The sequence below is a fragment of the Flagellimonas flava genome, from assembly GCF_900129665.1.
Taxonomy (GTDB): Bacteria; Bacteroidota; Bacteroidia; order Flavobacteriales; family Flavobacteriaceae; genus Flagellimonas; species Flagellimonas flava.
On sequence record NZ_FQWL01000002.1, the window covers coordinates 461,535 to 482,246 of the forward strand.

Consider the following 20,712-nt stretch of genomic DNA (forward strand, 5'->3'; position numbering starts at 1 on the left):
CTCTGAACTTTACATTCCTAACCCTTAACTTATTTATGCTTCAGCCAACATTTTCTCTCCGGCCTCAATAGCGTCCTGAATACTTCCCTTTAGGTTAAAGGCAGATTCGGGAAGGTGATCCAATTCACCATCCATAATCATGTTAAATCCTTTGATGGTATCCTTGATATCTACCAATACCCCTGGAATACCTGTAAACTGCTCCGCTACGTGGAAAGGTTGGGAAAGGAAACGTTGTACCCTTCTTGCCCTACCAACAGCCAACTTGTCCTCTTCTGAAAGCTCTTCCATACCAAGGATGGCAATAATATCTTGAAGTTCCTTGTATCGTTGAAGCAACTCCTTAACGCGTTGCGCACATTCGTAATGATCTTTACCTAAAACCTCTGGAGTCAAAATCCTAGAGGTCGAATCCAATGGATCCACCGCTGGATAAATCCCAAGCTCAGCAATTTTACGGGAAAGCACCGTTGTTGCATCCAAGTGGGCAAATGTAGTTGCAGGGGCAGGATCCGTTAAGTCATCCGCAGGAACGTAAACTGCCTGTACAGATGTAATAGATCCTCTTTTGGTTGATGTAATCCTTTCCTGCATAGCACCCATCTCTGTTGCCAAAGTAGGTTGGTAACCTACCGCAGAAGGCATACGACCCAATAGGGCAGATACCTCGGAGCCAGCTTGTGTAAATCGGAAGATATTATCTACGAAGAACAGTACATCTTTCCCTTGTCCGTCTCCAGCACCATCACGGAAATACTCTGCAATTGTCAATCCTGAAAGGGCAACACGTGCACGTGCACCAGGAGGTTCGTTCATCTGTCCAAAAACAAAAGTTGCCTTGGACTCTTTCATGGCCTTTTTGTCAACCTTGGTCAAATCCCATCCACCTTCTTCCATGGAGTGCAAGAAATCGTCACCGTACTTGATAATCCCAGATTCCAACATCTCACGAAGCAAATCGTTTCCTTCACGAGTTCTTTCCCCTACACCGGCAAATACAGATAGACCACCGTGACCTTTTGCAATGTTGTTGATCAATTCCTGAATCAATACGGTTTTACCAACTCCAGCACCACCGAACAATCCAATCTTACCACCTTTTGCGTAAGGTTCGATAAGGTCAATTACCTTGATTCCTGTAAAAAGCACTTCGGTAGAAGTGGATAAATCTTCAAATTTAGGAGCTTCCCTGTGGATTGGAAGTCCATTGTCACCTTCTTTGGGAAGGTTCTCCAAACCATCAATAGCATCTCCAATTACGTTGAAAAGTCGACCATATACATCCTCACCTATCGGCATTTGAATAGCACTACCGGTAGCATGGGCCTCGACCCCCCTGCTCAAACCATCTGTTGAATCCATGGAAATGGTACGAACCGTGTTCTCTCCAATGTGCGACTGCACCTCAAGAACCAATTTAGTACCATCTGATTTAGCAATCTCTAGGGAATCATAAATTTTTGGGATCTCTGTTCCCGACTCAAACTCAACATCAATGACCGGGCCAATAATTTGGGCAACCTTACCTGTAACTTTAGACATTACTGTGTTTATTTTTAATTGAATACGAAGGAAAAAACTGCTTTTTTTCCGGCTGCAAAGATATACTATTACATTTTAAACGAAAACTTAAAAACCGCTTTTTTTAGCAACAAAAAGGGCACCGTTTTTACCGGTGCCCTTTATCTTATTTCTTAGGTGCTCTTATGGATTAATTGTCCACGAGACATAGTAGATTGAACCAACGTTTCCGGTTCCTATGGCTTGGAAATATTCTTCAGCCAAAAGGTTTGAACCGCCTGCCTTGAATACCGACTTTATACTTGGTACCGCATAATTGATTTGGGCATCCAAAACCGTAAAGGAAGGAACATCTCCATCAGCAAAGGTGGCCTCCCAGAAAAAGGCATCACTCCATCTGTAGTTTACGTTGAATCCGAAATTCTTGAACAACTCTGTATTACCAAAGGAGGCTTTCACCCTATGCTTTGGTGTGTTGAAATTGGTTTCAAAATCAGGGAATCGTTCCTTATCAAAATCCAATTCAGCATAGGTATAGTTTACACCCAAATCAAAATTTCCAAAGATTTTGGTATCCACTCCTATAGTACCACCCCAAGAGTTGATATCAGCTGAAGAATTGGTATAGGTTTGATACGGTTGTCTATCGCCATTTTGCAATGCCAGTAAGGAAAGAGCATTATCACCCGCAGTACCGTAGAAAGGCACCAAAACCGTTACGGTTGCAATGAAGTCCTTATATCTATTGTAGTATCCGCTCATGTCCACGGTAAACTTGCCTATTTGCCCACGATAACCTCCTTCAAAGGTGGTAATTTCCTCAGGCTTGATAATCGAAGTATTCGCCACTTCCGGAGCCCCGCTCAAAACAGAATTCAATGAATATGCGTTTTCATATGCTGCTCTACCAACAATATCCACAGTAGATTGTCCTATAAGATCCTGTCCACTTTGAGAAACATTAAATGTCCTAACATCCCGATCCAAGTTCGCTGGCGCAGAACCCACTAAAATAGCTGAACCCGCATTCAGACCAATAAACAAATCTTGGGTCGTTGGGTTTCTAAAACCTTGCTGAGCCGAAACACGGAAATTGTGATTTCTATTTTCGCCTGCTGTATAAGAAAGTGCTACCCGTGGAGAAACAAACCCATCGAAGAACTCATTCTTGTCATATCTTCCAGATCCGGTAAATTTGAACCGATCGTCCATGAACTTCTTTTGAAGTTGTACGTAGGCACCATATTCATTGTATTTGATGGGACCATCGAAATCGGTAAAAATTGTTCCCCCAGAATTCAGTTCATACTCTCTAAACGAACCACCAACTTGAATATCTGCCCAATCGTCTATAAGATGGGCCAGATTGTAGTTACCGTTTACGTGTCTAAATTTGGTATTGTCAATAAATTTAGCTCCAGTTGATAAATCACCATCGTTGATTACTTGATTAAACGCACTTTGGAAGGCTGGTGTTCCAGGAACAAGTCTACCCGTATCAGCAGCTTGTCTTGCAGCGGCATGCGCCGCGGTTGAAGCCTGCTCTGGCGTCAACCCACCTTGCTGAATCCCTCCCAAATAGGTCGGTATATAAGTTCCAGCATATTCCGTGAACCATTGTGTATCCGATTTCCATCTTCGGTTTACATTAATTGCGGTAAAACGCGTATCATAGGAATCTCCAGAGTTTTCTGTCGTGATGTATCCTCTTAGGAAAAAGTTCTTGTTTCTAAACTCCAATTTGTGCTGCTGAAGAATAAAATTCTTTACGCTATATCTATTGGCCCCTTGATAAATGGTGTTACCACGTCCAACCCTTCCGTTGTAAATGATTTCAAAATCGTCTGCGAAAGGTCTATAATAGACAGAGAAATCAGTTTTCACACTTTCTGCATTATAATCCACCAAATCACTTTCTGCGTAACCTGTTCTAGAGACATTGGCTGTTCCAACAGTTCCGGTTGGCAATCCAGCGGCCGCATCAAAATTCAAAAGGGTGGTAACCTCATCACCATAGATGTTTAGACCATTGTAGTTTGGATCTGTTCTATCTGCACCCAAATTAGAAAGATCCAATGTATTTACTGCATGCCAATCCTCACCTTTCAAGAATGAAAGGTTGGCTTTAATTGCCAATTTATCGCTTAAGGCGTGGGCCACGCGAATCCCAAAATCATAATAATTGTTGTCCCCAGCTGCTTCCTGCGAAGTTATCCCAGTTTTTCCATAGGCACTAATCCCTTGAAAATCGAACGGACTCTTACTCTGCATGAACAAAATACCATTAAATGCACCAGCTCCATAAAGGGCGGAAGAGGCACCTGGAAGGATTTCAACGCTCTGTACTTCCAATTCCGACATACCCACCAAGTTCCCCAAAACAAAATTCAGACCTGGGGCGGAATTGTCCATTCCGTCCACCAATTGCAAGAACCTATTATTGGCAAAGGTTGCAAAACCCCTTGTATTAATGGATTGAAAAGTTAAACTGTTGGTGTTGATGTCAACTCCTTTTAAATTCTGTAGGCCACCATAGAATGATTCGGCCGTGGTGTTTTTAATTTCCTTTAAACCGAAACGTTCCACGGAAACAGGAGATTCAAATATCCGTTCCGGGGTTCTGGAGGCCGATATCACAATCTCATCCAAGATGGTAGAGGCTTCTGTCATTGTAACAGCCAACGTTTGGTTGTTAGAAGTTACACTGGATACAATTTCTGCAAATCCGATAGCGGTAAAACGAAGCTGAAAAGGGGGTTCTTCGGAGGTATTAAAGGTGAAATTTCCATCAAAATCCGTAGTGGTTCCCTCTGCTTTTCCTACCAAGACCACATTGGCTCCTGGAATAGGTTCATTGTTTTCATCAACTACTTTTCCCTGCACAGTGGTTTGGGCATAGGAAGCGGCTCCAAACAACATCAGGGAAAGGATTATTAATCTTTTCATCAGCTTATAATTTGAGTTAAATTAGTTTTAAAAGTACGTAAAGTATTGAGGGCGGAAGATACATTTTTTTTCATTTGATTTCGATAAAATCAAAAAAAATTATGCATGCATAGTAATTTTTTGCTAAAAAATGGCATATATATCTACCATTTTAACAAAAAAACTGCTAAAAAAAGAAGGGATTTTAAAGAATTATGGATTTCACCAGGTCACTCTACGGTAACCGATTTGGCCAGGTTCCGTGGCTGATCCACATTGCAACCTCTCATTACAGCGATGTGGTATGACAGTAGCTGAAGCGGTATGGTTGTAAGCAACGGACTTAAACTTTCGGATACCTCGGGCACCTCAATAACATGGTCGGCAAGTTCTTTTACCTGAACATCACCTTCGGTGACAATGGCAATGATTCTTCCGCTTCTGGATTTGATTTCCTGAATATTACTTACCACCTTTTCATAGTGTCCTTTTTTGGTAGCAATGACCACAACTGGCATTTGCTCATCAATCAAGGCAATGGGACCGTGCTTCATTTCGGCAGCCGGATATCCTTCTGCATGAATGTAGCTGATTTCCTTTAGTTTCAAGGCACCTTCCAAAGCTACCGGGAAGTTGTATCCCCTGCCCAAATAAAGGCAATTTGAAGAATCCTTATAGATTTCGGAAATCTGCTCAACAAGTTCATTGGATTCCAAGGACTTTTCAACCTTAGCCGGGATACTCTCCAATTCGGTTAAAATTTCATGGTACTTCGATTCCGAAAAAACACCTTTTTCATGGGCCAATTTTAAAGCCACCAAAGTAAGAACGGTAATCTGGGTAGTAAATGCTTTGGTTGAGGCAACTCCAATTTCCGGGCCAGCATGGGTATAGGCCCCAGCATGGGTTTCTCTAGCAATCGAAGATCCTACCACATTACATACCCCGAAGACAAATGCTCCTTTCTCCTTTGCCAGTTTTATGGCCGCAAGGGTATCTGCGGTCTCTCCGGATTGAGAGATGGCTATGAGCACGTCGTTTTCTGTAATGACAGGGTTTCTATATCGGAACTCAGAGGCATACTCCACTTCAACCGGGATTCTTGCCAAATCCTCAAAAATATATTCAGCTACCAATCCGGCATGCCATGAGGTTCCACAGGCCACAATGATAATTCGGTTCGCATTAAGGAATTTCTCCAAGTGCTGATCTATCCCGGCCATTTTTATAATACCCTGATCAGCCAAAAGCCGTCCTCGGTAGGTATCCAAAATGGCTCTAGGTTGTTCGTAAATCTCCTTGAGCATAAAATGCTCATAACCTCCCTTTTCAATTTCTTCAAGGTTCATTTGAAGTTCCAAAATATTAGGGTAGGCGATGGCATCATCCTTTATTTTGCGAAGCTTGATCTCTTTACCAATTCTAATAATCGCCATTTCTTCATCTTCCAGATATACCGCATTATTGGTAAACTCGATAAATGGAGATGCATCAGATGCGATGAAATATTCGTTCTCCCCTATTCCTATTGCCAAGGGGCTTCCAAGTTTAGCTACTACAATTTCGTCTGGTTTGTTCTTGTCAAAAACGGCAATAGCGTATGCACCAACCACTTGGTTCAATGCAATTTGAACAGCTTGACCCAACTTTACACCTTCTTTCTTTTTGACTTCTTCAATAAGGTTCACCAACACCTCTGTATCGGTATCCGACTCAAAAGTGTAACCACGTTCGATCAACGCTTTTTTAATGGACTCATAATTCTCAATGATTCCGTTATGTATAATTACCAGGTCTCCAGAGTTGGAATAGTGCGGATGCGAGTTTACGTCATTTGGCACCCCGTGTGTTGCCCAGCGGGTATGTCCCAAACCGAGTTTTCCGTTCGTATCGATTGTGGCCTTACTTTTTCTTTTAAGGTCTTCCACTTTTCCTTTGGTTTTGGACAGGTGGGTATCCTCGCCATCAAAGAGCACAATTCCTGCGCTATCATAACCACGATATTCAAGTCGCTGTAGTCCTTTTATTATAATTGGATAAGCGTCTCTATGTCCAATATATCCCACAATTCCACACATAAGACCAGTATTTACAAATTAATGATAGTGTTTGGCTGTAAATTTAACTCCCATTTAGATAAAGTAGGAAGTCTCTACCGCTATACAACGAAAAAAATCTATGAATGGTATGCTAATTGGCCTCTGTGAAGAAAATCTCCAGTTTTAATCGCTTGTCCTCTGGAACATCATCCCCATTACCATAAAGCACGGTTCCCAAAGGGTTAATGGTAGACATAATCGGAATTTCTATCTGACCCATAGCAGTGCTCATTGCATCCTGGACCCGTCCATCCACAATATTGGATGTCAGGGTAAGTCCCAATGTTGCGTTTGTGGAATCCCTGACAATAATATTATTGATATGATCCGTTATCCTAACCTTGTAGCTTACTCCACGTCCAGATTCCTTCTGAAGTATCCCATCGAAATCCAGAAATCTCCCCAAAGGTTCATTGGTTTCCCCTCTTTCATTTGCGGGGTCGAAAATAGCCAAATCGGTTTCCGCATTGTATACATAAATCCTCGGAGGGTCAATAGCTGAACTTCCAACGGTGGCCTGATCGATATAAAAGACCAAATTGGCCTCATTGATAATCCAATTGTTCTGTTTAATCTGATTGATGATATCCGCTCCCCCATTAACCGTCTCCTCAAATAAGCGGAGTTCAGTAAAGGTTCTGGTTCCGCCTTTTGTATAAATCCTGTTTGCAGGATCTTCACTGTCCAGAGCATTTAGCACCTCTCCGACAAAGGGCGCATCTTCAAAGGTATTGACCGCGTTACCAAGAATATTTCCATTGTTGTCAGCCGTTATCAAATTCATCACCACGCTACGCTCCACAGTTTCAACAGCTTCATCTGTAGTGTTATAATCCTGGAAATCATAGGTAATGGTAATGTTTGCCTGCGTAAGGTCAAACAAGAACATTAATTGTGAATCCTCAGGCATGGTCAATTGGATGCCCCTGAAATAATCTCTAAAGTTAGCAAGGCTCAACAATTCAGATTGTCCCTCCTTATCCAATATTTCTTGAAAAAATTCAGTTCTCAACGCAATTCGAATACCGGGCGCCAAAGTTCTACTGGCATCAATCATCTCTGATTCATCAGTTTCCGTTTCCGGATCATCTTCAAACTCAAACACGTGTTCCAAATTATCAAACATCACCGGGCCTTCCTCAGGATTTTGGGAATCATAGAATACATCAGAAGTAAACCCAGAAAAATCTTGGTCTGAAAAATATTCTTGGGCCTCTTCAAAATTTGCGTTTGGATCCAAATCCCTTAGAAAGAATGTGGAACGCTCCACTCTTAGGTCAAAACTACCCTCTATCATAGGTTTTTCAATCACAAGGCCTGGCCCCCAAATACTATCAAGGTCAAATCGCCTAGCAAAGGAATTGGATATGAAATCATCCCCAGTTCCATCGTCATCTGGATCAAGGGGGTTAGAACCATTAATACGTTCTTGATTATCACTTACACCATCACCATCCGAGTCGGAACTTGGATCACCTGAATCTGCATCAAAGAGATCATCCACTCCATCCCCGTCACTATCCTTTAAAGAGCTTGGTGGTAACTGAAAAGGAATGTACAAATAAACTTCCTTGACGGTCTCATTTTCAGGTATGGTACTTTCAGAATCATCATTATCAGCATTATCCTCAACTGCTTGGGACGAATCTCCAAAGGTGGGATTGGTACCCCCTCCCGGTAAAGATACCTGAGACACTATTCTGGCAACCCTTCTGCCATAGACCGGATCATCAAATGTTCCTAATTGGTATAAGGGTAATCTATTGGTCTGAACTGCGGATATTCCTTTGTTAAATGCAAATACATCATACTCCACCTTACCATTGGTAAAGGGTTCTCCGGCCACAACACCCTCTCCAATGGTGCCTAATTCCTCTTCACAGGACGTGATTAAAAAAAATAAAGCTCCAACCAAGGCCGAAACTTTGAAAATCCTTAAAAATTTCATGCAATTTATTTTAAAACTTCTGTCTTATAGAAATTTGTGTACGCCTCTTCCGCCTCTTGAAGCGAGACGTAAGGGAGCACGGGTTTGGAAAGATTGGTAATGTGGTTCTTCAACTCCTCCGATATCTCTTCCGAGGCTAAAATAACCGCATCGGAATAATCTACTGCAACTTTTAACAAATTATTATAGTCGGGAGTGGAAAGTGATGAAACACTCTCAGTTTCAATACCATCAAATGCAATTTTATTAATCATTTCACCATCCAACTGTCCGTCATATCCTTTGTTGTAGACCGAGGTCACAATTTTGCTATCGGCAAACAAGGGCTCATCGGCATAGTACTTCCTTAGGTAAAGAGGAAGTAAGGAAGCCATCCAGCCGTGTACATGGATAATATCAGGGGACCAGTTCAATTTCTTAACGGTTTCCACCACGCCTTTGGCAAAAAAGATGGCCCTTTCGTCATTATCTGGAAATAGATTTCCTTCGGCATCGGTAAATGTAGCTTTTCGCTTAAAATATTCTTCATTATCTATGAAATAGACCTGAATTCTTTCTCTTGGAATGGAAGCTACCTTTATAATCAACGGCATGTCCATGTCATTGATCACAAGATTCATTCCGGACAAACGAATTACCTCATGCAATTGATGCCTTCTTTCATTTATGTTCCCATATCTGGGCATGAAAATACGAATCTGCCCCCCATTACTGTTGACCATTCTGGGTGCTTCATAAGACATTAAGGAAACTGGATTCTCTGGGAGGTAGGGTACTAATTCTGAAGATACAAACAATATCTTTTTGCCATTCATAAACACTTTCTTTTGCTTATCCGAAAAACGTAGCTGCAAAAGTACAAAAATTATGCTGATTAGTAGTATTTATAGTATTTTTGCACGCTTTTGAACTACGCCATGCCCGTATTTGACACTAAAAAGGAACTTAAATCCTTTCTGCAAAAAGAAAGAAGCAAAAACCATACCGTTGGTTTGGTCCCTACAATGGGTGCCTTGCACAATGGCCACTTATCATTGGTAAAAGCAGCTTCCAAACAAAGCGATACTATAGTGGTAAGCATATTTGTGAACCCCACACAATTTGATAAAAAGGATGATCTGGCCAAATATCCCAGAAATTTGGCACAGGATATTCAATTGTTGAAAACGGTCAATCCTGAAATAGTGGTGTTCACACCTTCGGTGGAAGAGATCTATGGCGATAACTTGATTTCCGAAAGTTATGGGTTTGATGGATTGGATGCGGTTATGGAAGGTAAGTTCAGATCCGGGCATTTTGACGGAGTCGGTACCATTGTTGAACTTTTTCTAAAAACTGTCGCTCCCGACAAAGCCTATTTTGGGGAAAAAGATTTTCAGCAGCTGCAGATCATCCGCAAAATGGTGGAATTAAAACAACTTTCAACCCAAATTATAGGTTGTCCCATAGAACGTGAACCTCATGGACTGGCCATGAGTTCCCGTAATGAACGCCTGTCAAAAGCGACAAGAATGGAGGCCGGTTTCATCTATTCAACCCTCCAAGCTGCCAAATCTAAATTTGGCACGGAAAGTGCTAAGGATATTAAGGATTGGGTAACCGTCCAATTTGCTCAAAATGAACTGTTGGAGCTAGAGTATTTTGAAATTTCCGAGGAAACCACTTTAGCACCAATACAAGAAAAGCAGGCAAACAAAAAATATAGGGCGTTCATAGCCGTTTATGCTGAGGACGTTCGTTTGATAGACAATCTAAGACTGAATTAGTTAATTTTGCACCATGCAAGTTGAAGTAGTAAAATCTAAAATCCACAGGGTAAAAGTCACAGGGGCAGACCTGAACTATATAGGAAGCATTACCATTGATGAAGACCTTATGGATGCCGCGAACATCATTCGAGGTGAAAAGGTTCAAATCGTGAACAACAATAATGGGGAACGATTGGAAACCTATGCCATTCCCGGACCTAGAGGTTCCGGAGAGCTAACACTCAATGGAGCGGCTGCCCGCAAAGTTGCGGTGGGCGATGTACTTATTCTTATCACTTACGCTTGGATGAATATTGAAGAGGCAAAATCCTTTAATCCGGCATTGGTGTTCCCCAATGAGGAAACCAATATGTTAAACTAGTTTTGGGCTCATCCCTTAAAAAGTTTCTAAAAATTGCCATTCCCATCCTAATAGGATTGGGGCTGGTATACTATTCCTATACTTCCACCACTCCAGAGGATCGTGCCAGGATTTTTGAGGCCATTAAAAGTGCAAATCCTATCTGGGTCTTTCTGTCCATTTTTATTGGTATTCTAAGTCATGTTTCCAGAGCTGTACGGTGGAACTACCTTTTGGAGCCTATGGGATATCGTCCAAAATTGATCAACAACATCCTCATTATCCTTACTAGCTACTTTGCCAACACCTTGGTGCTTCGCTCTGGGGAAATCCTGAGAGCCACTGCTCTTAACACCTACGAAAAGGTCCCCTTCGAGAAAGGTTTTGGCACCATCGTTACGGAAAGAATCATAGATGTAATCATGCTATTACTGGTCATAACCGTGGCACTTTTGGTACAAACCGATGTGATTTTGGGCATACTGGAAGAAAATGGTATCGGACTCGTAGGCTCTTTGGTCTTACTTTTGGCGGGCGTGGTCGGACTCGTTATAGCAATCCGACTCATTAAAAAATCGACCTCGAGCCTTGCCCTAAAAATAAAGAAGTTTCTAAACGGGCTTTTGGATGGGGTGATGAGCATTTTTAAAATGAAGCGTCGAGGGGCTTTTATTTTCCACACCTTTTTTATCTGGGCTTGCTATATTGGGATGTTCTGGGTCATCAAATTTACGGTACCCGAAACAACAGAACTCCCGTTAGGGGCATTTTTGGTAGCCTTTGTCGCCGGTGCCTTCGCCATGGCCACAACCAATGGTGGCTTGGGCCTTTTCCCTATAGTTGTCACCGCGGCTTTATCCGTATATGGTATAAGTAAAACCTCTGGGGATGCCTATGGATGGATCATGTGGACGGCCCAGACCTTAATGGTGGTCGTATTTGGCACAATATCCTTTATTGTGTTGCCGTTATTGAATAGAAATCGGTAAACCCCTACCATTAATTCAATTCCCATGAAAAATTGGCTCTTCATTTTGATAGGCCTGCTGTGCTTCAATTTGACCGCACAGGTAAAAACAGAGATCTTTGAATCCTTTAAGCTTCAAGAGCGCAGAGGAGTTTCCTACTACTTCCCGGAAGACTATTCCGAAGAAAAAAAATATCCATTATTGGTCGTTCTCGATGCGGAATACCTTTTCGATTTGGTGGTGGCCAACGCCAAGTTCTATAGTGAGCACCAGCGCATGCCGGAAGCCATTATTGTTGGTATACACCAGTTTGAAAATGACTTGCGATGGGAGGACTGTGATTTTGAACAGACCAATGGCCTTCCCACAGAAAAGGGTGCCAAGTTTTATGAGTTTTTGGGAACAGAACTGATTCCCTATCTCGAAATCAGTTACAACATCGCCCCATTTAAAATGTTTATCGGTTACGATATCACCGCCAACTTTGGAAACTATTTTCTGTTCAAGGACCGTTCTTTGTTCAATTCCTATCTGTCCATCTCCCCTGTGCTTGCAACAGAAATGGAGAGCCGGGTACCCTCTAGACTATCCGATTTGAAACAGGAAATCTTCTATAATGTGGTTTTGGAAAAGGAAAAAACAGAAGACCGTCAACGTATTCTTCAGATGAACAACGCCATAAAATCCATTGATAAGGAGAGTTTGCATTACTTCTTTGACGAGTACGACAATGCCGATCATGTCTCCATTGCAGCTTATGGAATCAGTAAGGCCTTCGACAATGTTTTTAAAATTTTTAGGCCCATTAGCCCAAAGGAATACAAAACGGAAATCTTAACTTCTGATGAACCCGTAATCAAATATTTGGAAGATCGTTATGATATGATCGAAAGTTTGTTGGGCTTCAGAAAACCTGTAGAGCTCAATGATATCATGGCCATATATGCAGCCTGTTTAAAGAAAGATGATTTTGAGTCGTTAAAACCTTTGTCCGAAATCTGCAAAAAACAATATCCAGATGCCATGATGGGTTTCTATTTTGAAGGGGAGTATTATGAAGAATTAGGTGAGCCCAAGAAAGCATTCAAAACCTTTGAAAAGGCATTCCAGATGGAGGAAATCGATTTTTTGACCAAGGACATGGCCCTAGAAAAAATTGATGCCCTTAAAGCGGATTTTGGTTATTAGATTTCCTATTTATTGGCTTTTTGGTTTTGGTTCGAGCTAGATTCTTGGTATTCAATTAATGAAACCATTCTAAAATCCATGCATCATATTCCATATCTTTGAGCTCTTCTTTAGTAACGAATGGCCAAAACCAAGACTGCATTCTTTTGTCAAAACTGTGGCGCACAATACCCCAAATGGGTAGGACAGTGTTCCTCATGTAAACAATGGAATACCATTGTGGAGGAAATCGTCCAGAAAGAGGAAAAAAAGAGTTGGAAATCGGATAACTCACCTTCAAAAAGAACTTCAAGGCCCTTAAAACTTTCCGAAATCACCAACGAAAAGGAAATCCGTTTAGATGCCAAGGATTTGGAGTTTAACCGGGTATTGGGCGGTGGTATTGTCCCAGGCTCTTTGATTCTGCTAGGAGGAGAACCTGGTATTGGAAAAAGCACCCTCTTGCTTCAAATTGCCCTAAAACTTCAGTATAAAACGCTCTATGTTTCAGGTGAGGAAAGCCAGAAGCAGATTAAAATGCGTGCAGAGCGCATTCACCCTAATAGCGAGACCTGTTTCATCCTTACGGAAACCAAAACACAGAACATTTTCCAACATATCTCAAGTGTTGAGCCCGACTTGGTCGTCATTGATTCCATCCAAACCCTGCATACCGACTATATTGAATCTGCCGCTGGAAGCATTTCCCAAATTCGTGAATGTACAGCCGAGTTGATCAAATTCGCTAAGGAAACCAACACACCAGTGATTTTGGTGGGACATATTACCAAGGACGGAACCATTGCCGGGCCAAAAATCTTGGAGCATATGGTAGATACCGTACTGCAATTTGAAGGAGACCGTAACTACGTTTATCGCATTCTTAGATCCTTAAAAAACAGATTTGGCTCCACCGCCGAACTTGGGATTTATGAGATGCAGGGCAGCGGATTACGGGAGGTGAACAATCCTTCGGAAGTTTTGATCTCTAAAAACGAGGAAGACCTCAGCGGAACCGCCATTGCTGCAACCGTGGAAGGCATGCGGCCCTTGCTCATAGAAATCCAAGCCCTGGTGAGCACCGCGGTCTACGGTACACCGCAACGTTCGGCCACCGGCTTTAATGCTAAACGTCTGAACATGCTATTGGCAGTGCTTGAAAAAAGAGCTGGATTTAAATTGGCTGCAAAGGATGTTTTCCTGAACATAACAGGTGGGATTTCTGTGGACGACCCTGCGATTGACCTTGCCGTATTGGCCGCTATTCTTTCCAGTAATGCGGACATTCCCATTGAAAAAGGGGTGTGTTTCGCTGCCGAAATTGGATTGGCCGGGGAAGTTCGTCCCGTGCAACGGGTAGACCGTCGTATCCTTGAAGCAGAAAAGCTGGGCTTTAATCGCATCTTCGTTTCCAAGAGCAACAAAATTGGCTTGAAAAATACAGGGATACAGGTTCAATTGGTCTCCAAAATTGAAGATGTCATCAGCAATCTTTTTGGGTAACTCAAAAACATACCCTATTGGTTTTCCAGAATTTATCTTTCTATATTTAGGAAAACCAACTTATGAAACCCTTAAAATATCTACTCCCGGTAATGGCCTTGGTTCTTGGTTCATGCCAAGATGACAACCCCAGGGGTTCCGAATCCCAATTCACTACCTGGCAACATTACTTGGGTGATCCAGAACGCACCCATTTCTCCAATCTTGATGAAATTGACACGCTAAACGTCAAAAATCTAAAACTTGCATGGACCTATTCCAGTGGAGGTTTACAAGAAGGGCGAACCTCCCAAATCCAAACAAACCCCTTAATCGTTGATGGAATGCTGCTTGGTGTAAACGCGGCGGTAGAACTCTTTGCGGTTGATGCAGCAACAGGAAGAGAAGTTTGGAAATTTCTGCCCAACGTTAAAGACAATTCAGGATTGGGGTTGAGTAGAGGTTTAAGTTATTGGCCTTCCGATGGTGAGCATCCGTCCCGTATCTTTTTCAGCTCTGGCTCTAAGTTGTATGCAGTAAACCCTGATGATGGCAAAGCCATTTCCTCATTTGGTATTGGTGGGAGTATCGACCTAAGGGAAGGTTTGGGAAGGGACCCCATGCGACTTTCTGTGGTTTCAAATACACCTGGTGCAATTTATAATAACCTCTTGATCCAAGGTACGCGGGTTGGCGAAGGACCTGGTTCCTCTCCCGGTCATATTCGTGCCTACAATGTGGTAACAGGTGAAATCGCATGGACCTTTCATACCATTCCACAACCTAGTGAGTATGGCTATGACACTTGGCCTAAAGAAGCCTACAAAACAGTTGGCGGAGCCAATAGTTGGGCCGGAATGGCTATCGATTTAGAAAGAGGAATTGTATATATTCCAACTGGGTCCGCCGCTTTTGACTGGTACGGAGGTGATAGAATCGGCTCCAACCTTTTTGCCAATTCCTTGTTGGCCTTGGACGCTGAGACCGGAGAACGATTGTGGCATTTTCAAATGGTGCACCACGATCTATGGGATCGTGACCTACCCGCTCCTCCCAATCTTCTAGAAGTTCAGAGGGATGGAAAGACCATTCCAGCAGTGGCCCAGATTACCAAAAGCGGACATGTTTTTGTTTTTAATCGACTTACGGGCGAACCCCTATTTCCGATAGAGGAAAAAGCATATCCTCCTTCCACCTTGATGGGTGATGAAGCTTTTGCCACACAGCCGCTTCCTACCAAACCAAAACCCTTTGCTCGGCAAATTTTAAGGGAAACAGATTTATACGATCCAAACCGAAAGGCCTTTGTGGATGATCTGGTAGACAAAAAAATACAGGAAAATGGTCCGACCGTCTTGGAAAAATTCAGAACTGTGACCTCCTTGGGGCAGTTTATTCCAATTGACACCACCGGGGTTATGCTCTATCCCGGAGCGGATGGTGGTGCAGAATGGGGCGGGGCCGCCTTGGACCCAAGGGACGGTGTCCTTTATGTAAACTCCAATGAAATGGCCTGGATTGTAAAAATGAAGGCTATTTCCAACGATGGAGAAAATGGCGGAAGTTTGGGCGAGTCACTGGCACAGATTCACTGCGCCCGATGCCACGGTGGAAATCTTCAAGGTCTGGGCGCTATCCCAGAACTTCAAAATGTAAAAATGCGAATGGACTCAGACTCTGTTGCCTCCGTTATTAAAAATGGAAAAGGAGCAATGCCTGGAATGCCCAACTTGGATGACAATGAGATAGCTGCATTATCCGCTTATCTAACCGGATTGGAGAAGGCCAAGGACCACCGAGTAGAAAAAACAGACTTGGATGTCCCCTACGCCGTAGCTGGTTTTGGACGCTTTAAAGATAACAGGGGGTTTCCTGTGGTGAAACCTCCATGGGGTACGTTGAATGCACTTGACCTCAACACCGGTGAATACTTATGGCAAGTCCCGTTGGGCCATGAGGAAAAACTTAACGATCCAAACATCCCTGTTTCCGGAACCGAAAACTATGGTGGTCCCGTAATTACGACGGGAGGAGTTTTGTTTATCGCAGCTACCAAAGATGAAAAAATCAGAGCTTTTAATATGAAATCAGGAGAGCAGCTATGGGAAGACCAATTGCCTTCTGGTGGTTACGCCACACCGGCGACCTATCAGGCAGATGGTAAACAATACCTTGTCATTGCCTGCGGAGGTGGTAAAATGGGCACCCCCTCTGGTGATGAATATCGGGCCTATTTTTTAGACGATTAGCTAAGGAGCTGGATTAGGAATAGCATTGTGGATCTCCTCAATCCCATCCAAAACCTCACCTGAAAGATCAACATCGATACTTTCAATATTTTCCTTGAGTTGTTCCATGGTAGTAGCACCAATGATATTGCTCGTCACAAAAGGTCTGGTATTCACAAAGGCCAAAGCCATTTGAGCGAGGCTCAATCCATGGTCCGTAGCCAATTGCTGGTACCTTCTGGTGGCTTCGGTTGCCGTATCCCCACTATATCTATTGTAATTTGGAAATAGCGTTACCCTTGCCTTTCGAGGTGGGATTTCGGTAAGGTATTTTCCACTCAAGACCCCAAAGCCTAAAGGCGAGTACGGAAGCAAACCGATGTTCTCCCGTATAGAAATCTCTGAAAGCCCTACTTCAAAAAGTCGATTGAGCAGATTATAAGGATTCTGAATGGTCAGCATCCGTGGCAAGCTTTGATGGACCTTGCTTTCCTCTAAAAATCGCATGGCCCCCCAGGGACTTTCATTAGACAATCCCACATGTCTTATTTTTCCCTCAGCTACTAAATCGCGAAGGGTTTCCAAGACCTGATGAATATTATCATGCCATGCATCAACTACATGTGAATTAAATCCACGTTGGCCAAAATAATTTGTGTTCCGCTCCGGCCAATGCAATTGGTATAGATCGATATAATCGGTTTGCAACCGCTGAAGACTTCCTTCTACCGCCTTGATCAAGGATTCCTTGCTAAAACCAGTAGTCCTAATGTGTTTTGTGAATTCTGCTCGCCCTGCAATCTTGGTGGCCAATACCACCTTATCGCGATTTCCGGTTTTCTTGAACCAATTCCCAATAAATTCTTCGGTCACAGCGTAAAGTTCCTTTTTTGCCGGAACTGGATACAACTCAGCCGTATCAAAGAAATTAATGCCCTGGTCCAAAGCGTAATCCATCTGTTCATGTCCTTCCTCCTCAGAGTTCTGACGCCCCCAAGTCATAGTGCCCAAACAGATTTTACTGACTTTAATGTCGGTATGTGGAAGTCTGGTATATTTCATAAACAATTTTTGAGACAGCAAAAATAGCGAATCCCAATTCACGATTTTAAAGTGATTGTTATTTTTCTATCTCAAGCAGAATTGGGCAGTGATCACTATGTTTTGCATCCGAAAGAATTACGGAGCGCTTTAGTCGTTCCCTGAGCGACTCGTTCACCATACCATAATCCAAACGCCAGCCTTTATTGTTGGCCCTGGAGTTGGCACGATAACTCCACCAGGTATAGTTATGAGGTTCCGGATTGAAATGCCTAAAACTGTCAATAAACCCACTTTTGATAAAGTTCCCGATCCATTCCCGCTCCACTGGGAGGAATCCGGAAACGTTCTTGTTGCGGACAGGATCATGGATGTCTATGGCTTCATGGCAAATGTTGTAATCCCCGCATACGACAAGATTTGGGCGTTCTTTTCTTAGCTTGTCCGCATATTTCTGGAAATCGGCCATATAGGTTAGCTTAAATTCCAAACGATCCATATTGGTCCCGGAAGGAAGGTACATGCTCATCACCGAGATGTCCCCATAGTCGGCACGAATGTTTCGGCCTTCAAAATCCATATAATCAATTCCAGTACCGTACTCCACATGATCGGGCTCTTCCTTGCAAAGCAAAGCCACCCCACTATACCCCTTTTTTTGGGCACTGAACCAATAATGGTGTTTGTACCCAGCGGCTTCAAACAGGGAAACATCCACTTGTTCCTTCATGGCCTTGGTCTCCTGAAGACAGATGACATCCGGCCCAACGGCCTGTAACCATTCTATAAATCCTTTGTTGAGTGCGGCCCTAATTCCGTTGACGTTGTACGACGCTATCTTCATGCTTAAGTTTTGATAAAAATAACCAATGTATAGCGCTCTGGGAAATTGAAATTCCTTGGAATCCCTTTTCGTCCTAACTTTGGAACACTAATTGATTCTACAAGTTCGAATTAAACTCTTGAAGATGAAAAAGCTAGTGTTATTGGGATTTTTGCTGAGTGGCTATCTAATGCATGGTCAAGCTTATCCCAGATTCGACAACAACCACGAACTCAAGTTCAATGCCGGACTTTTCTTGGCCACGGGTTCCGTAGAGGGGTCCTACGAGTATTACTTTACCGAGGACACCAGCATTGGAGGAACGGTTTATTTTGATAACGATGCCACGGACTATAATGGTGACTTTGGTATTGGTCCCAACCTCCGTGCCTATTTTGGATACCAGCCCAGAAGTGGACTCTTTGTGGAGGCCTTTGGCTTGTATTATACTTGGGAGGAGGAGGATTTGGAGGATTCCATCAATTTTAGGGATGATAAATTCAGCACCGTGGCCTTAGGACTCGGATTGGGCAATAAATGGGTAACCCCCAGCGATAATTTTACTCTGGAACTCTATGGTGGTGTGGGAAGAAATATCAATCCCGAAGATTTCCAAGATACCTTTATGTTCCGAGGTGCTTTGTCTGTCGGTTTTCGGTTTTAAGCCGTAATTTTAAGGCTTAATCCATGCCGATGAAAGCCTTACTCTTAATTGACATTCAAAAGGGACTCCAAGAACAAGATTACTACGGGGAAGAACGGAACAATCCGGATGCTGAAGTTCACTCGGCACAAATCCTAAAAGCATTTCGGGCCAAGAAACTGCCTGTTTTCCACGTGCAGCACTGTTCCACCAATCCAAACTCGCCCCTACATCCATCCAAACCTGGCAACGCGTTTAACCCCTTGGTACAACCCGAGGCGGGTGAACCCATTTTTCAAAAATCGGTGAACAGTGCTTTTATAGGAACCGATTTGGAATCCACTTTAAAGTCCGAAAAGATTACCGATGTAGTGATTGTTGGCTTAACTACCGAGCATTGCATTTCCACCTCTACCCGTATGGCAGCCAATTTGGGTTTTAACGTTACCCTCGTTTCCGATGCTACTGCCGCTTTCAACAAAACCGGAATCAATGGCGAGAACTATTCCGCAGAACTCACCCATAGTTTGGAACTGGCCAACCTAAAAGACGAGTTTGCCACCGTACAGAACACCCAAACTTTGTTAGAGGAACTTGGCTGATTCCTTCTTATTTTTATACAGCATCTTTCAAATAACTATTTCATGCTTCGCACAGTCCTAGTATTTCTTTTTTGTTTCATTCTGAATGTCCCCTTAAGCTTTTCACAAGAAAAACCGCTTCGCATCGGTATCGCTGGTCTTACGCATACCCATGTGCATTGGATTTTGGGCCGGGAAGATTTGGGAGATGTTGAAGTGGTGGGCATGGTGGAACCCAATCGGGATTTAGCCCAACGTTATGCCAATCAATATGGATATTCCATGGATTTGGTCTATTACACCTTGGATGAAATGATAGCCGCAACCCAACCGGAAGCCGTAACTGCCTTCGGTACCATCTACAACCATTTGGAAGTTGTGGAAACCTGCGCTCCAAAAGGTATTCATGTGATGGTGGAAAAACCAATGGCCGTAAGCTTGGACCACGCCAAAAAAATGGCGGCATTGGCCCAAAAGCATAATATTCACCTCCTCACCAATTACGAAACTACTTGGTACCCCACCAATCATAAGGCAAAGGAACTGCTGGATCAAGGTAAGGTAGGAGACCTGCGGAAAGTAATCGTTCGCGATGGGCACCGGGGACCTGCCAAACTAGGCATCAACCAAGAATTTTTGGATTGGCTTTTTGACCCCGTGGAAAATGGTGGCGGCGCCATCATGGATTTTGGTTGCTATGGTGCCAACCTAATGACCTGGCTCAGAAATGGGGAACGTCCCAATACCGTGACCGCGGTAACCCAACAATTGCAGGCCGAAAACAATCCCAAGGTGGACGATGATGCTACCATTATTCTCACCTATGACGATGCACAAGCCATTTTGGAGCCTTCCTGGAACTGGCCCATGGGCAGAAAAGACATGGAAATCTACGGCCTTACCGGCGCCCTCTATGCCGACAACCGAAATACGCTTCGTATCCGCATGGCCAAAGGGTACGACGGCTATGACGAGGAAACCATGGTGTTGAAAGAACGTCCTGCTCCCCATAACGACCCTTTTTCCGTTCTGGAAGCTGTGGTACGAAATAAAATTCAGTTACCGCCCAATAATTTGTACTCCATAGAAAACAATCTGGTGGTTATGGAAATCTTGGATGCTGCCCGTAAAAGTGCCAAAAAAGGAAAAACCATCACCCTAAAAAAATAACTCCCAA

16 protein-coding genes are annotated in these 20,712 nt (G+C 43.2%); 9 read left to right on the top strand and 7 right to left on the bottom strand.

The window, feature by feature from the left end:
• Window positions 1-33 precede the first annotated feature (33 nt).
• The 5 genes from atpD to BUC10_RS07950 all read right to left on the bottom strand — a co-directional run bounded on the left by atpD (window position 34) and on the right by BUC10_RS07950 (window position 9,308).
• The gene (atpD, locus tag BUC10_RS07930; RefSeq protein ID WP_073178126.1) at window positions 34-1,542 is read right to left on the bottom strand and encodes a F0F1 ATP synthase subunit beta; all 1,509 of its coding nucleotides are present in this window, start codon (window positions 1,540-1,542) and stop codon (window positions 34-36) included.
• Between the two features lie 162 nt (window positions 1,543-1,704).
• Window positions 1,705-4,467 (bottom strand): TonB-dependent receptor, encoded by a 2,763-nt coding sequence (locus BUC10_RS07935; RefSeq protein ID WP_073178129.1) that lies wholly within the window; start codon window positions 4,465-4,467, stop codon window positions 1,705-1,707.
• 209 nt (window positions 4,468-4,676) lie between these two features.
• Entirely contained in the window at window positions 4,677-6,524 is a 1,848-nt protein-coding gene (gene glmS / locus BUC10_RS07940) for a glutamine--fructose-6-phosphate transaminase (isomerizing) (protein ID WP_073178131.1), read from the bottom strand.
• A 112-nt stretch (window positions 6,525-6,636) separates the two neighbouring features.
• Entirely contained in the window at window positions 6,637-8,493 is a 1,857-nt protein-coding gene (locus BUC10_RS07945) for a DUF4270 domain-containing protein (protein ID WP_073178133.1), read from the bottom strand.
• 5 nt (window positions 8,494-8,498) lie between these two features.
• On the bottom strand, window positions 8,499-9,308 hold the full coding sequence (locus BUC10_RS07950) for a glycogen/starch synthase (protein ID WP_073178135.1): 810 nt from the start codon (window positions 9,306-9,308) through the stop codon (window positions 8,499-8,501).
• A 102-nt stretch (window positions 9,309-9,410) separates the two neighbouring features.
• Between BUC10_RS07950 and panC the strand changes: the two genes are divergently transcribed.
• The 6 genes from panC to BUC10_RS07980 all read left to right on the top strand — a co-directional run bounded on the left by panC (window position 9,411) and on the right by BUC10_RS07980 (window position 16,468).
• Window positions 9,411-10,259, top strand: coding sequence for a pantoate--beta-alanine ligase (panC, locus tag BUC10_RS07955; protein WP_073178137.1), 849 nt, complete (start codon window positions 9,411-9,413; stop codon window positions 10,257-10,259).
• A 13-nt stretch (window positions 10,260-10,272) separates the two neighbouring features.
• Entirely contained in the window at window positions 10,273-10,623 is a 351-nt protein-coding gene (gene panD, locus BUC10_RS07960; RefSeq protein WP_073178140.1) for an aspartate 1-decarboxylase, read from the top strand.
• 2 nt (window positions 10,624-10,625) lie between these two features.
• Window positions 10,626-11,591 (top strand): lysylphosphatidylglycerol synthase transmembrane domain-containing protein, encoded by a 966-nt coding sequence (locus BUC10_RS07965; RefSeq protein WP_073178142.1) that lies wholly within the window; start codon window positions 10,626-10,628, stop codon window positions 11,589-11,591.
• A gap of 24 nt (window positions 11,592-11,615) precedes the next feature.
• The gene (locus BUC10_RS07970; protein WP_073178145.1) at window positions 11,616-12,758 is read left to right on the top strand and encodes an alpha/beta hydrolase; all 1,143 of its coding nucleotides are present in this window, start codon (window positions 11,616-11,618) and stop codon (window positions 12,756-12,758) included.
• A gap of 120 nt (window positions 12,759-12,878) precedes the next feature.
• The gene (radA, locus tag BUC10_RS07975) at window positions 12,879-14,240 is read left to right on the top strand and encodes a DNA repair protein RadA (RefSeq protein ID WP_073178147.1); all 1,362 of its coding nucleotides are present in this window, start codon (window positions 12,879-12,881) and stop codon (window positions 14,238-14,240) included.
• A gap of 62 nt (window positions 14,241-14,302) precedes the next feature.
• Window positions 14,303-16,468, top strand: a complete 2,166-nt coding sequence (locus BUC10_RS07980) for a pyrroloquinoline quinone-dependent dehydrogenase (protein WP_073178150.1) — start codon at window positions 14,303-14,305, stop codon at window positions 16,466-16,468.
• On the opposite strand, the gene BUC10_RS07985 is transcribed toward BUC10_RS07980, so the two are convergent.
• Both BUC10_RS07985 and BUC10_RS07990 read right to left on the bottom strand, forming a co-directional pair.
• The gene (locus BUC10_RS07985; protein ID WP_073178152.1) at window positions 16,469-17,509 is read right to left on the bottom strand and encodes an aldo/keto reductase; all 1,041 of its coding nucleotides are present in this window, start codon (window positions 17,507-17,509) and stop codon (window positions 16,469-16,471) included. It abuts the gene before it with no gap.
• Between the two features lie 58 nt (window positions 17,510-17,567).
• Window positions 17,568-18,332 (bottom strand): exodeoxyribonuclease III, encoded by a 765-nt coding sequence (locus BUC10_RS07990; protein WP_073178154.1) that lies wholly within the window; start codon window positions 18,330-18,332, stop codon window positions 17,568-17,570.
• A 124-nt stretch (window positions 18,333-18,456) separates the two neighbouring features.
• On the opposite strand from BUC10_RS07990, the gene BUC10_RS07995 reads away from it, so the two are divergent.
• Genes BUC10_RS07995 through BUC10_RS08005 form a run of 3 tightly spaced genes read left to right on the top strand, consistent with a single transcriptional unit; the run spans window position 18,457 to window position 20,705 of the window.
• Window positions 18,457-18,975, top strand: a complete 519-nt coding sequence (locus BUC10_RS07995) for a hypothetical protein (protein ID WP_073178156.1) — start codon at window positions 18,457-18,459, stop codon at window positions 18,973-18,975.
• Between the two features lie 29 nt (window positions 18,976-19,004).
• The gene (locus tag BUC10_RS08000; protein ID WP_313785747.1) at window positions 19,005-19,556 is read left to right on the top strand and encodes a cysteine hydrolase family protein; all 552 of its coding nucleotides are present in this window, start codon (window positions 19,005-19,007) and stop codon (window positions 19,554-19,556) included.
• A gap of 42 nt (window positions 19,557-19,598) precedes the next feature.
• Window positions 19,599-20,705, top strand: a complete 1,107-nt coding sequence (locus BUC10_RS08005) for a Gfo/Idh/MocA family protein (protein ID WP_073178161.1) — start codon at window positions 19,599-19,601, stop codon at window positions 20,703-20,705.
• The last annotated feature ends 7 nt before the right edge of the window (window positions 20,706-20,712 follow it).